General features: G+C 42.2%; 11 protein-coding genes. 4 read left to right on the top strand and 7 right to left on the bottom strand.

Annotated features, from left to right (window positions below):
• On the top strand, nucleotides 1–1,456 hold a 1,456-nt coding region (locus tag K9J17_13270; protein MCF8277697.1), incomplete at its 5' end, for a hypothetical protein.
• Nucleotides 1,453–2,697, top strand: coding sequence for a DUF5723 family protein (locus K9J17_13265; GenBank protein MCF8277696.1), 1,245 nt, complete (start codon nucleotides 1,453–1,455; stop codon nucleotides 2,695–2,697). The genes K9J17_13270 and K9J17_13265, both read left to right, overlap by 4 nt.
• 4 nt (nucleotides 2,698–2,701) lie before the next feature.
• Here K9J17_13265 and K9J17_13260 read toward each other — a convergent pair whose 3' ends face one another.
• On the bottom strand, nucleotides 2,702–4,174 hold the full coding sequence (locus K9J17_13260) for a T9SS type A sorting domain-containing protein (protein MCF8277695.1): 1,473 nt from the start codon (nucleotides 4,172–4,174) through the stop codon (nucleotides 2,702–2,704).
• A 150-nt stretch (nucleotides 4,175–4,324) separates the two neighbouring features.
• On the opposite strand from K9J17_13260, the gene K9J17_13255 reads away from it, so the two are divergent.
• Nucleotides 4,325–5,794 (top strand): DUF6020 family protein, encoded by a 1,470-nt coding sequence (locus K9J17_13255; GenBank protein MCF8277694.1) that lies wholly within the window; start codon nucleotides 4,325–4,327, stop codon nucleotides 5,792–5,794.
• Between the two features lie 36 nt (nucleotides 5,795–5,830).
• On the opposite strand, the gene K9J17_13250 is transcribed toward K9J17_13255, so the two are convergent.
• From K9J17_13250 to K9J17_13240, 3 genes are read right to left on the bottom strand one after another with little or no spacing between them, the layout of a single operon-like run.
• The gene (locus K9J17_13250; protein ID MCF8277693.1) at nucleotides 5,831–6,922 is read right to left on the bottom strand and encodes a metallophosphoesterase; all 1,092 of its coding nucleotides are present in this window, start codon (nucleotides 6,920–6,922) and stop codon (nucleotides 5,831–5,833) included.
• A complete protein-coding gene (locus tag K9J17_13245) occupies nucleotides 6,915–8,843 on the bottom strand; it encodes an OmpA family protein (GenBank protein MCF8277692.1) in 1,929 nt (642 codons plus the stop codon). Before K9J17_13245 ends, K9J17_13250 begins: the two co-directional genes overlap by 8 nt.
• A complete protein-coding gene (locus K9J17_13240) occupies nucleotides 8,840–9,487 on the bottom strand; it encodes a 7-carboxy-7-deazaguanine synthase QueE (protein MCF8277691.1) in 648 nt (215 codons plus the stop codon). The genes K9J17_13245 and K9J17_13240 overlap by 4 nt, the downstream gene beginning before the upstream one ends.
• Before the next feature lie 101 nt (nucleotides 9,488–9,588).
• Here K9J17_13240 and K9J17_13235 point away from each other — a divergent pair, with 101 nt between their 5' ends.
• Nucleotides 9,589–10,140, top strand: a complete 552-nt coding sequence (locus tag K9J17_13235) for a SiaB family protein kinase (GenBank protein ID MCF8277690.1) — start codon at nucleotides 9,589–9,591, stop codon at nucleotides 10,138–10,140.
• 57 nt (nucleotides 10,141–10,197) lie between these two features.
• Here K9J17_13235 and K9J17_13230 read toward each other — a convergent pair whose 3' ends face one another.
• The 3 genes from K9J17_13230 to ffh form a co-directional block, all read right to left on the bottom strand.
• Nucleotides 10,198–10,728: a hypothetical protein gene (locus K9J17_13230; GenBank protein MCF8277689.1), complete on the bottom strand. Its 531-nt coding sequence runs from the start codon at nucleotides 10,726–10,728 to the stop codon at nucleotides 10,198–10,200.
• A complete protein-coding gene (locus K9J17_13225) occupies nucleotides 10,718–11,620 on the bottom strand; it encodes a bifunctional 5,10-methylene-tetrahydrofolate dehydrogenase/5,10-methylene-tetrahydrofolate cyclohydrolase (protein MCF8277688.1) in 903 nt (300 codons plus the stop codon). Before K9J17_13225 ends, K9J17_13230 begins: the two co-directional genes overlap by 11 nt.
• Before the next feature lie 143 nt (nucleotides 11,621–11,763).
• Complete coding sequence (gene ffh / locus K9J17_13220) at nucleotides 11,764–13,098, bottom strand: signal recognition particle protein (protein ID MCF8277687.1); 1,335 nt, start codon at nucleotides 13,096–13,098, stop codon at nucleotides 11,764–11,766.
• Between the last annotated feature and the right edge of the window lie 2 nt (nucleotides 13,099–13,100).

Genomic DNA, 13,100 nt, shown 5'->3' with positions numbered 1-13,100 from the left:
GTTATTCGTGGCGAATGAAGAAGGTGCATTGAGGCTGAAAATCCATACTTCGTTGATTGATCTACCGCTGGATTCGATTCTGAAAATTCCGGATACAACAGTCGAAAACACTATTTCCATCGGATTCGGATTCACTGCCCAACCTGGCGATGAACTTCCACCGTTGGTTGACAATACAACTTATGATCTGGGTGACTTAGCCTTAAAACGAGTAGTCCTAAGAAGAGGAAAGTTGAGGTTGAAGGTGAGAAGCATACTCGAAACAGCCGTTGATTTCACATATCTTATTCCTGGAGCATACCTTTTCGGATCACCCTTTGAAACAAGTCAAACAGTTCCTGCAGGAAGCGCAAGCGAACCATCTTCAGCTGAATTTGAATTCGATCTTTCAGGATATGACCTTGACCTCCGTGGTTCCAACGGTTCTGGTTTCAACACCTTGGAAACCACTTACATTCTTAAAACCTCGCCCACTGGACAGACGGTTACGATACCCGCTTCTACTCCATTTCTGTTCTTAGAATATTCTTTTTTAGACATTATTCCGAATTACGGTTCTGGGTATTTCGGGCAACAATCTACCGCAACGGAAGATGACACAACACAAATTGAATTTCTGAACCGAATTACGGAAGGTCAGATGTTGTTGGATTCTGTAACGATTGACCTAAATGTGATCAATGGCGTTGGCGCAGATGCTATTTTCCAGCTGGACCGATTAAGTTCTATCAACACCAGACAGAACACAACCGTAAACCTTAGTCATGAAATAGTTGGCTCGCCATTGTTGTTGACCAGAGCGCAAGATCCAACAGGAAACGCTGCTAATGTACTGTCTTATCAGCTGAACTACTCATTGAATAACGGCAATTCCAACATCAAACAATTCATCGAAAACCTTCCAGATCAACTCGGGTTCTCGTTCAATTTCGACCTCAATCCACTAGGGAACGTTTCTTCAGGAAACGATTTCTTCTATTACGACAGGCCATTTCAAGCTTTGTTGGACATTGATGTTCCGCTAAGAACGACCTTGACAAACCTGACCTTGGTTGACACCTTGGACTGGGACCTATCAGACGTTGGGGTAATTGATGCGGTGAACAGCGGCAGTTTCACTTTGGTTGCTACCAATGGTTTTCCTCTTGAAGGAATGATAGAAATGACGCTTCTTGATGAATTTGGACAAGAGTTGGATGCTTTGATCGTGCCATCGACAATTGCTGCTCCTCCTCTTGACGCTGAGAACAAAGTGATTTCTCCCCTAGAATCTCGCATTACAATTCCTATTCCTGTTAGAACTTCGAATGTGCTTCCACAAACCCGAAAAATTCGGTTTAAGGTTCGATTCAATACTGCCAATCAACCACAGTTGATGGAGTTTTATGCGAGTTATGGCATGGACCTCAAATTGACCGGAAACTTCAACATTAACCTTGGTCCATCAACGCTGTGAGAAAAAGCATCATCGTCTGCGTTATTCTAACTTGGAGTTTCGGTGCTCGTGCTCAGTTTAGAAATGAGGTTTACTCTAATTGGGATGGTGGATATGCTGTGGGTGCCTTTGGCAGATATCAGGCTAGCACCAATGCCATCACCAGCAATCTTCTTTGGAACACATACCAAGGGAAATTCCTAAGTCGCAGCCTGAGAGAGAAAGTGAGCAATCTGCATGGGAAATCCAATCGTGTTGGTGCCGATCTTGACTACGGCATATTCGCGAAACACATTCCAGACAGTACCAAAGGAATTGGCTGGTTCATCAAGGTTGCCGACCGCACACACATCAACGCAAATTATCCAAAGGCACTTTTTGATCTAGCGAGTTTTGGCAACGCCATGTTTGCAGGCGAAACAATTGACCTTGCACCTACGGAACTCAACTTATTGATGTACACGCAATATGAAGTTGGCATTCTAAAAAACGTCATCAAACCAAAAGGAAAATGGAATATTGGTTTTGGCGTTTCGCTACTTACAGGCAAACGAAATCTTCAATTGAAGATTGACCAAGCACAATTATACACCGATCCAGATGGTGAATTCATAGATGGGGAAATACACGGAAGTTTGCGTTCTTCTTCTCTTTCCAGCGCCCAATATTTTGATGCCAATGGCATTGGTTTCAGTGCCTCCGTCAACATCGGTTACGGCACAGAAAAGTTCGGAATTCGTTTTGAGGCAGATGATCTTGGGATTATCCGTTGGTCTAAGAATCTCAAACAGACCGATCTTGATACCATTTTCAGGTTTGAAGGAATTGACCTCAATCTCTTCCCGTCTGATGGTGGCTCCATTATTTCAGCCAATCTCGATTCGATTGTCAATGGACTAGCAACCAAGAAATCTGCATCTTCTTACAACACAACTGTTCCTGGAAGAATGAGGATTGAAGGACATTATATGATCAACAGCACCAAGCAATGGCGCGTGTATGCAGGCGTTCAGTATCGAATTGCGCCAGGCTACATTCCGTATGCTTTTATCGGAACAGATTCCAAACTAGGCAAGGGATTTTATATCGATGGCCGGTTTGCGTACGGTGGCTTTGGCAGTTGGAACCTTGGCCTGGAACTGCGAAAGCGATTTGCAGAGGTGGTTGAAGTGAGAATTGGAACAAATAATCTTGAAGGTTATGTCCTTCCGATGATTGGCACTTCGCAAAGCGCGTACATCAGCATCATCGGATTCTTCTAAATCCTTAATTAACTTTTACAGCTTTTCCTGTAGCAAGAATTGTATTTCCACTGACGAGTTGGTAAAAATAAATGCCATTTGGAATATGCATGTTGAGCTTTTCTACATCAGATTCAACCCTTTTCTCGAACACAATCTGACCATGTACATTGCAGAAACGCACAATCAGCTCAGATTTCATCAATTTCCTAAGTCCAATGAAATTCGTAATGTACAAAGTTGAGAAACCATCTGAAATTGGATTTGGAGCAACAATTACATCAAACTGTTGTCCATCAATCACTATCTCATCCACACCCAACTCAGGAGAGCCCACCTCTCCTTGGTGATCGGCAGTAAACAAGTACACATCATCATACCTATTCAAAAAACCATTTGTGAGTCCGACAATGACGTAAGCATTATCGTACGTTTCTTTAATGTCAAATGCTCTATCGTTTTCTGCGCTACCACGCGAAGCTGCCATTCCATCAAAATTCAGATTCTGGTCAATTCGCATGATTCTTACATCCTCTTTACCAACTTCACTATCTTCTACATATCCTGCCAACAGTAATTTTCCTGAAAAATCTTCCATTACATCAAGCCAGTATTCGTCCGTGCTACCATCCTCAATCCTGGTCCTAAGAGAATCACCTGAAGCACTGCGTTTGTGGACCATAAAATCACCTTCGTCAGGGGAATTGCTGAAGCTACCTCCCACAATTACGACTCCACCGTCATTTGTTGTGCAAGATCCATAAGCATACTCATCTTCTCCTTTCCCAAATGTTCTGGTCCAAATAGTATCTCCAACTGCATCTGTCTTTATGATATATGCGTCTTTTTTACCAGCTCCATAACTTTCTGAATAGCCTGTCAGATAAAATCCACCTTCGTCCGTAAGCGAGATCGACTCTCCACTTTCCAAACCAGCGCCACCATAAGTCTTCGTCCAAAGGGTGTCGCCATCCGTATCAGTTCTTACTAGATAAAAATCACCATCTCCTGCACCGTAGCTGTACGTTTGACCAAAAAGCGCGAAGCCCCCGTCTGAAAGTGCCAGCACCTTATTACAAATATCCCATTGTGATCCACCGTAACTTCTTGACCAAATGGTGTCACCATCCGAAGTCAATTTCAAGGCACTAAATTGATAACTATTCAAAGTGGTTTCTTGGAAGCCTGCAATTATGAGATCTCCATCCGCAGTTTCTTGCATAGATTTTGCCACATCTGCATATTGCCCACCGTATGTTTTCCTCCACTCAACATACCCGTTTAAATCCGTCTTAATCAGAAGAATCTGGCTACTCATCCCCTCCTCGAAACTACCGGAAGTTCCAGCTACCAAATATCCGTTATCCGATGTTGGAATAACCTCGCAACCTGAATCATATCCGCTACCTCCATAAACACGTTGAAACAGGACTTGAGCAGATACAGATCCATATCCGGTGAAGACGTAAATAGATAATAAGAATAATCCTCTCAACATAGCCACAAAGAACCTATTATTTGATGGAATAAAAAAGCCACGGCCCAAGGTTCACTCATGGTCTACTTGTAAAAATGGTGTTGCGATATCTTAAGTTATCTTTCCACCTGATTATATTGGCGTGCAGCAATTTCAATGAAGTTGAATTCGATGAAACAGATTCCTGATTGGATTCTCAGCCTCGCCTTACTGGCCTTGGCATTTGGAGTCCGAATACTGAACATTAATGAAACTGATATTTCGGGAGACGAGCCTTTCTCGTTGTATGTTGCGCAGTTTGATATTGTCACAATCATCCGATACTTAAGCAGCGGAAACAACCCCCCGCTTTACGAGATTCTGCTACACTACTACGTTTTTTACTTCGGCAATAACGATTTAACAGTAAGATTATTCCCCTCTATTCTCAACGCTCTAACGGTTATTCCCATTTTTCTAACAGGCCTACGATTCTTCAATAAGCGAATTGCGCTTATTGCTGCTGGAATGTTCATCTTCTCGACTTATCACATTCGGTTCTCACATGAAATCCGTGTGTATTCACTCTTCAGTCTGTTCACTGCTTGGGCCCTATTTTATTTTCTGAGTACTTTGAGTAGGCCTTCGGAGAAATTGAATTGGGTTGGGCTGGTCGTTTGCAACATCATTCTTCTTTATTCTCATTTTACGGCTTTTTATGTCCTCTTGGTGGAATCAATTCTTGGATTGATTGTTTTCCGACACGAATACTGGAAGCGTTATTTGGTGTCGTTGATGGTCGTTTGCGTTTGCTATTCACCTTACCTTTTCACATTTCTCACTCGGTTGACAGACGTACAGAATGCTGGAACGTGGGTTTCCAAACCTGGCATCGGAGAGATCTATGGCGGAATCAATCTGATGCTTAACCAACGCCTGAACACGGTTTCAATCTCTATGTCCATTGTGTTGGGAATGGCACTCACCCCCAAGCTATTCTGGTCTCAGCAATTGAATAAAGCATTTTTCGATAGATCTGGCGTGTCTTTGGCTATTTGGTTCTGCGTTCCTTATTTACTCATGTTCCTGTGTTCGATTTACTATATTCCAATGTTCATTGACCGATACGTTCTATACATTACCATTCCGCTTTTCTTATTGGTGGCTTGGATGATAGATCTTGTTTATGAACTATCTAAAATGAAGTGGCTCGGGGGTTTATTGATTGTAATTGGTTCCATAGCTACAGTGAACTTCAATCCTCCTAACAATCGGCAAATAAAGGCTGCAGTAGATTACGTTGCGACATGGAGAGATGACAACACAAACGTTTACATCTGCCCTGATTTGTTTGACTTGGCCTTCGCATATCACTTTAACCGAGAATGGTTTTATCATAATCAACCATTCGAACAAAGCAACCCGATTTCCACGCTTGATAGTATCCTCGTTGCTAATCGCATTTACCCAGTACGCGATTCAACTCAAATAGTCAATTCTAATGGTCAACGAACAATATATCTAGATGCAGATTCGAAATTTGTATTTCCATCGAACAATCTTCTTCAAACGTTTGAGAGACAATTTGAGCTAAAAGATTCAACTCATTTCCATCAAATTTTTGACGTTTACGTGTTCGAAAAAAACACTTCAACGCATTAAAGAATACAGATGAAGTCTGCTAACTGAATGGCTAATTCAATCTAACCAGAACGAAAAGAGAATTCCTCCAGTTGTATGACCGAAAACATGACATTGAATCCGTCCATCTTCCATCACATCCAAACGCATGAAACCATAATTCTGATCATCCATGAACTTAGCACCATATTTATCTCCTGAGAGAGATGAGCGCTTACTTCCTGCGCCACTAACGAGGTAATGATTTCTCTCTTTTTTAAGATACTGAAGGTTGTGATCATGACCTGAGACATAAACCAAGCCTTCGTAATTATTCAAGACCTTAAGAATCTTATTCCTGATTCGTTTGTATCGCGGTTGCGGAATATCTTGAACCATCGCCCGATTTAAACCCATCAATCCAAAGAGTTGAAAAGGAGGAACCCAATTAAGGATAAATCGGAAAGGCTGCTTGGCCGAACCATGGTGACCATTGCTGTACATCGGATGATGAGCCGCAATAAGCGTCAGATTTCCCTCAACTTTGGATTTTCCGACCAAGCTGTCCAAACGTTCCAAAAACAGCTTTTCCATTCTTCGCTTGTTCAGACCATTTTCTGTCGGAACCTTATGGAAGAATTGATCTTGAAGCCACCATTGAACATCAATAGCTATCAGGTCGTAGCCAAATTCCTCAACAGATTCAAGCATTGGTCCTGGTAGACCGTTTTTAGGAAGGAATACGTGGCCAGAATCGTTCTTAATTGTGTGATTATTAGCGTAAAAAGATTCAACAAATTCGGCTTCTTTCTGAACCAACCAGTGGCCTTGCCAACGGCCTGCCTTCCAATCATGATTACCAGGAACCCAGAAAACATAGCCTTCGTATCCAACCGTCCGCTCTAATTGCGAAAGCAACTTCAACTCGGAAGCATGCTTCTTACGGTCGCCTTCTTTTCCTTCAAGACCAGCCGGGTAAATGTTGTCTCCAAGAAAGAAAACAGAACTGTTCTGATGTTGCTTCAGCTCATCTTCCAACATCTGAAGTGCAGACCCAGGAACAGTGTCTTTCCCAGCATCTCCAATAAGATAAATGGAATGTTTAACGTTCTGGGCAAGCGCATCAACTACAAACAAAAACAACAAACTGAGAACAAAAACTCTATTCACCACTTAGTACTTTGAATTCAGTTCGTCTGTTATTTGCTCTTCCTTCTGGCGTTTCGTTCGTATCAACAGGTTGCTCTTCGCCATAACCTTTGTACTGGATACGGTCTGCAGAAATAGCGTTCGTTATCAAATATGCTCGTACAGATTTCGCTCTGTTTTCTGAAAGCAACTGATTGTCTGATGCTTCGCCTACATCATCTGTGTGACCCCCAATTTCAATATGAATAGACGGATTATTACTCATAAAAGCCACCAACTTATCGAGCTCAACCGTAGATTCTGGCAGTAATTCATACGATGCAGTCTCAAAGAAGATGTTCTTGAGAACCACTTTCTCCCCAAATTTTATGGGTTGAAGTGGCACATCTAATCGGTAAGGTTTAGAAATATCTTGCTCTTTAGGCAGCGAAAAGTGCTCGGAATAAAACAAGTAATCGTCCTTCGAAACATTCAGCGCGTAATCGTGATCTACAGGCAGTGTAACTAGGAATTTGCCATTCACATTATCTGAACTTGACACCACTACTACTTGTGAGGTTTCCAGATCGATCAACTCAAACTTTGCACCAAGTGGCTTGCCAGTAACCTTGTCTGTTACCTTTCCCTTCACATACGTTACACGCGTTGGTCTCGCTTCTTCATATAGTTTAAAAGAATAAAGATCAAGCTTCCCGAAACCTCCTTCCCTATCAGAACTGAAGTACGCATTTTCACCACTTGCCGCCACAAACAAACCCTGCTCATCATTCCAAGTATTTATTGGGTAACCCAAATTTTTAGGTTCAGACCAATTTCCATCATCTCCCAATGTGGTCATATAAATGTCCTTCTCGCCCATTCCAACATGTCCGTTTGATGTAAAATATAGCGTTCTGCCATCTGGATGGATAAACGGAGTTTCTTCTGCAAAGGGAGTGTTGATCACATCTCCCAAATTTCTAGGTACGCTCCATTCGTTGTTGGGAGCGAGGTGAGTGACCCATATGTCTGAACCGCCAAATCCGCCTTCCCTGTTACTTACGAAATAAAGTGTTTTGCCATCCGAAGAAATACTTGGTTGCGTTTCCCATTTTGAGCTATTGACAGGGCTTCTCAGATTCTCAGGTCGGCCCCAATCTTTACCATTTCTTAGCGAGCGATAAATGTCGCAACTGCCCATTCCTCCTTTTCGATTGCAACCAATAAAAAACAACTGCTGACCATCGGCAGTTATGGTTTGAGCGCCTTCATTATCATCTGTATTGATGGGAGGACCAACGCTCAATGCCGTACTCCAATGATCGCCATCCTTTACACTCACATAAAAATCCTCTTGATAATCCATTCCAGCGCTTCTTCGCTCATTACGCGTAAAAATGAGCGTTTGCTCATCTGCCGTAAGCACAGGGAAATATTCGTACTGATCTGAATTGACCGCTTCGCCAAGATTTATCGGTTCGAATGGGATTACATTTTCCTTTGCCACAACTCCGAATTCTGCATTCTTCATATAACGTTCGGCAACTTCCTTGATCTTAGGATTTACACGCTTTTTGGTCATAAACGCCTTGTAATTCGATAATGCAGAAGCGTAATCGCCCGTTCTGAACTGGGCATCAGCCAATTGTTTATAGGAATTAATGAAGAAATCTGAATTTATATCGACCGCCTTCTGATACTGACTGATAGCACTTTTCAAGTCGCCCATATCAGCATAACAATCGCCAGAAACCATGTGTGCTTCAATGAAATTCTCGTCTGCTTTAATGGCTTTCTCCAAAATGTCGATTGCTTCCTGACTACGTTTTGCATTGTAAAATCTCAAAGCTTCTTCAAAATACTTGATCGCCTTTTTTGATTGCGTAGAGTATTCCATCTGCGCCAGCACTTGACCTGCGCATAGGAACAAGACAGAAAACAATATGAATCGAAATAACTTCACGGGATATTCATGTATTTGTGTGTTTGTAGAGACACGTTCCAACGTGGGTTTTTCATTACAAAATCAATTATCACAGGCATCATTTCTTCTCGCCTGCTCCATTCTGGTTGCAAATAAAGGATACAGTTTTCTGAAACCCCGCTAGCGTGTTCGTTAGCCCAGTTAAAATCATGCCGATTATACACGATCACTTTCAGTTCATCAGCTTTATCATAATATTCTGGCAGCGGTGGCGTGTTCTTTTTGGGAGAAAGACAAACCCAATCAAATTTACCTGAAAACGGATGGGCGCCCGATGTTTCCACATGAATTTGAAAGCCAGCTGTTTCCAACATCTCTGTAAGCGCTGAGAGATTATAAGTAAGTGGTTCACCTCCCGTTATTACCACGGTTTTTGCTGGATGTTGCAAGGCGTTCTTGACCACTTGCTCTATTCGAATAAGTGGATGGACCGATGCATCCCAACTTTCCTTTACATCGCACCAATGACAACCGACATCGCAGCCTCCGATACGAATGAAATACGCTGCCTTTCCAGTGTGAAATCCCTCTCCTTGTATCGTATAGAATTCCTCCATTATAGGCAAGGTCATTCCACGGTCCAATTCGCGTTGATCGGCTTCTGAAAGTTTGAGCAATTTCATTCCGCTAAAGTATCCATAAACCAAACGTCCGCTAAATTCAATTGAACACGAACTTTTTCGCAAGTATCGCGTACGAAACCTCACCAAACCAAAAAACTTAGGTGAGTAAGATTGACCAATATTTTGACATTGACCGAATGATGTCGGACAATGAGTTGCTTTTAGCCTATCGCGATAGCATAACTGATGCAACCGTTCAGCAACTATTATCAATCACTGAATTGAAACTGGCACAAAGTGGCGAGGAGAAACGACTTCGAAAAAGGGTCTTTAATATTCTGGTTGAATGTCTACAGAACGTTGTAAATCACTCTGCTGTTGAAACAAAAGATGGTGACGCACATCCTAGTCTGCTACTTATCGGTAAGCATGAAGGTGATTTTTTCATCATTACCGGAAACCGAATTTCAAACGATAAGATTGGCGACCTACAGTCTAAGATTGAAAAAATAAATAGTTGGGATCATAACGATATGCGTTCCATTTATAGCACTGAGTTGGACAATTCGGAATACTCAGAAAAAGGTGGTGCCGGACTTGGACTTCTTGATATTTACAAGCGAAGTGGCCGAAAATTGAGTTATGAAATTCAATCAGTGGATGATAAGATCAGCTTTCTAAGTCTCCACATTTCGATAAAAAGCTCAGAATAAGAAATAAAAAAGGCGAGGTTTTCACCTCGCCTTTTTCATCAACAACTTTAGGAAAGCCTAGACATTATTCAAGCTTCCTGTTTTTCCAAACAACTCAATCGATTTCTTATTGTAAGCTTTGGCTGCTTCTTCTGCAGTGTCAAAGAATCCAAGATTGTGTGCTTTTCGCTCATGATAGATCACAGCTCTGAAACGATTTTTCTCTTTAGTAACGCCTCTGTAACCAGACTTGCTCTTAAAGTTTTTCATTTCTCGTCTCAATGTATTCATCGTGACCCACTCCAAATTATCTAGCTGAACATTCAGAACATCCCCATCGATAAAACGAACAAATAGTTTTCTGTCGCTTTCTGGTCGTGTAATGAACTTTTCAGCTACATATTTATGCAAATAGATAGTTTCATAAACAGGGCCTTTTTTCGTGGTGATACAACGTTGAAAAACGCCATAACCATTTGAGTGAGCCCTTAGGTTGTCTAGAAACTTGATGGACATCAGGTATTCATTGCCCTGAATGTCATCATAGACCTTTTGGTCAAGCACTACGTACTTGTCCTCTCTGTTTTTGAGTTTGACTTTAACTGACATGATGATGAAATTTATTGGGTTTGATTCTACTTATTCTTGCTTGTAATGTGTTTTGTAGCAATGCGGCTATCGTCATTCTACCAACTCCTCCAGGTACTGGGGTAATGTATGATGCTTTACGATTCACTTCCTCAAAGGCTACGTCTCCTTTTAACACGTAACCACGTGGATTGGTTGCGTCTTCAACTCGTGTAATACCAACATCAACCACAATTGCACCATCTTTAACCATGTCTGCAGTTACAAACTCGGCCTTGCCAAGGGCAGCAATTAGAATGTCTGCAGACCTTGTAAATTCTGCCAGATTGCTGGTTTTACTATGACAAAGAGTGACAGTACAATTTCCAGGATAACTATTACGGCTGAGCAAATTTGCCATTGGAGTACCAACGATATTGCTTCTTCCTAGCACCACACAATGCTTTCCTGCTGTTTCAATATTGTAGCGTTTCAGCAACTCTATAATTCCCTTTGGAGTGGCAGAAACGAATGTTGGAAGTCCAAGAACCAGTTTGCCAACGTTTACCGGATGAAATCCATCCACGTCTTTTTCTGGACTCACACTTTCGGTCACTTTTTGCTCATCAATGTGCTTAGGTAACGGAAGTTGGACAATCAGACCGTCAATGTTTTCGTCTAGGTTGATGGCTCGGATCTCTGAAAGCAATTGCTCTTCAGAAACATCTGCGGGTAATCTGACCAACGTAGAACCAAATCCTATCTGCTCGCAAGATTTTACTTTACTGGCAACATAGGTTTCACTGGCCCCATCATTTCCTACAAGTATTGCTGCTAAATGTGGGGGCCGATGTCCCTCTGATACAAGAGTCTTTACTTGTTCAGTTAATTCGACCTTGATCTGGTCTGATATTTTTTTTCCGTCAAGCAGCACGGCCAAATAGATTATGACACCAAATTTATAACATCAAATGCACATTTCCTACGTGTTTCACGTAATTGTTTTCAACTATTGTTAAAATTATCGACAATTAACCGTAAAAAACAGCAATTGACATCACTAATTTCAACAAAACATTAGCGATTTCCAAATGGCATATTGCGCATCATGTTTTTCATGTTGCCCTTATTGGAGAACATGCGCATCATTTTTCGGCTTTCTTCAAATTGCTTCAACAATCGATTTACGTCCTGAATTGTTGACCCACTTCCATCAGCAATTCGTTTTCTTCTGCTTCCGTTGATGAGTGCAGGATTTTCACGCTCAAGCGGAGTCATTGACCCAATGATCGCTTCAACTTGTTTGAACGCATCATCTCCGATCTCTACATCTTTCAAGGCTTTTCCCATTCCAGGAATCATTCCCATCAGATCCTTTACGTTACCCATCTTCTTGATCTGATTGATCTGATCTAGGAAATCGTTGAAGTCAAACGTGTTCTTGGCAATCTTCTTTTGTAGTTGTCGTGCTTTCTCTTCATCGAACTGCTCTTGAGCACGCTCAACAAGTGAAACCACATCGCCCATACCAAGAATACGGTCGGCCATACGGTCTGGGTGAAAAATGTCGAGTGCTTCGAGTTTTTCGCCAATACCGACAAACTTGATCGGTTTATTGACCACCGAACGGATGGAAAGCGCAGCTCCACCGCGAGTATCTCCATCCAATTTGGTGAGGACAACGCCATCAAAATTCAATCGGTCATTAAAGGCTTTGGCCGTATTCACGGCATCTTGTCCTGTCATGGAATCGACCACGAAAAGTGTTTCCTGTGGCTTGATGGACTTATGAACGCGATCGATCTCGTTCATCATTTCCTCATCCACAGCCAAACGACCAGCAGTATCCACAATCACCACATTATGGTTATTCGCTTTTGCGTACTTGATGGCGTTTTCAGCAATGGAAACCGGATTCTTGTTTCCTTCCTCGGTGTAAACAGCTACTCCTACTTGCTCTCCAAGCACTTTTAACTGTTCGATAGCAGCCGGACGATAAACATCGCAGGCCACCAACAACGGATTTTTCTGCCGTTTGCTTTTTAGGAAAAGCGCCAGTTTACCAGAAAACGTGGTCTTACCCGAACCTTGAAGACCAGCAATCAGGATAACAGAAGGTTTGCCTTCAAGATTAACATCCACCGACTTTCCGCCCATGAGTTCGGCCAATTCATCTTTGGTGATCTTCACCATCAGTTGACCTGGCTTCACGGCCGTTAACACATCTTGCCCGAGCGCTTTTTGCTTAACCCTTTCGGTAAATTCCTTGGCAATCTTGAAGTTGACATCCGCATCGAGCAAGGCGCGCCTTACTTCTTTCATCGTCTCTGCCACGTTGATCTCAGTGATCTGGCCTTCTCCTTTCAGCGTTTTGAACGCCCTGTCAAACTTCTCCGTTAAATTCTCGAACATTT

This window comes from Flavobacteriales bacterium, from assembly GCA_021739695.1.
GTDB lineage: Bacteria > Bacteroidota > Bacteroidia > UBA10329 > UBA10329 > UBA10329.
Note: the sequence above shows the minus strand (reverse complement) of the source record. Positions and strands in the feature narration are given on the sequence as shown.

Coding starts and splice junctions, on each gene's coding strand:
- K9J17_13260 (MCF8277695.1), bottom strand. CDS start 4,174: ATGTTGAGAGGATTATTCTTATTATCTATTTACGTCTTCACCGGATAT.
- K9J17_13255 (MCF8277694.1), top strand. CDS start 4,325: ATGAAACAGATTCCTGATTGGATTCTCAGCCTCGCCTTACTGGCCTTG.
- K9J17_13240 (MCF8277691.1), bottom strand. CDS start 9,487: ATGAAATTGCTCAAACTTTCAGAAGCCGATCAACGCGAATTGGACCGT.
- K9J17_13230 (MCF8277689.1), bottom strand. CDS start 10,728: ATGTCAGTTAAAGTCAAACTCAAAAACAGAGAGGACAAGTACGTAGTG.
- ffh (MCF8277687.1), bottom strand. CDS start 13,098: ATGTTCGAGAATTTAACGGAGAAGTTTGACAGGGCGTTCAAAACGCTG.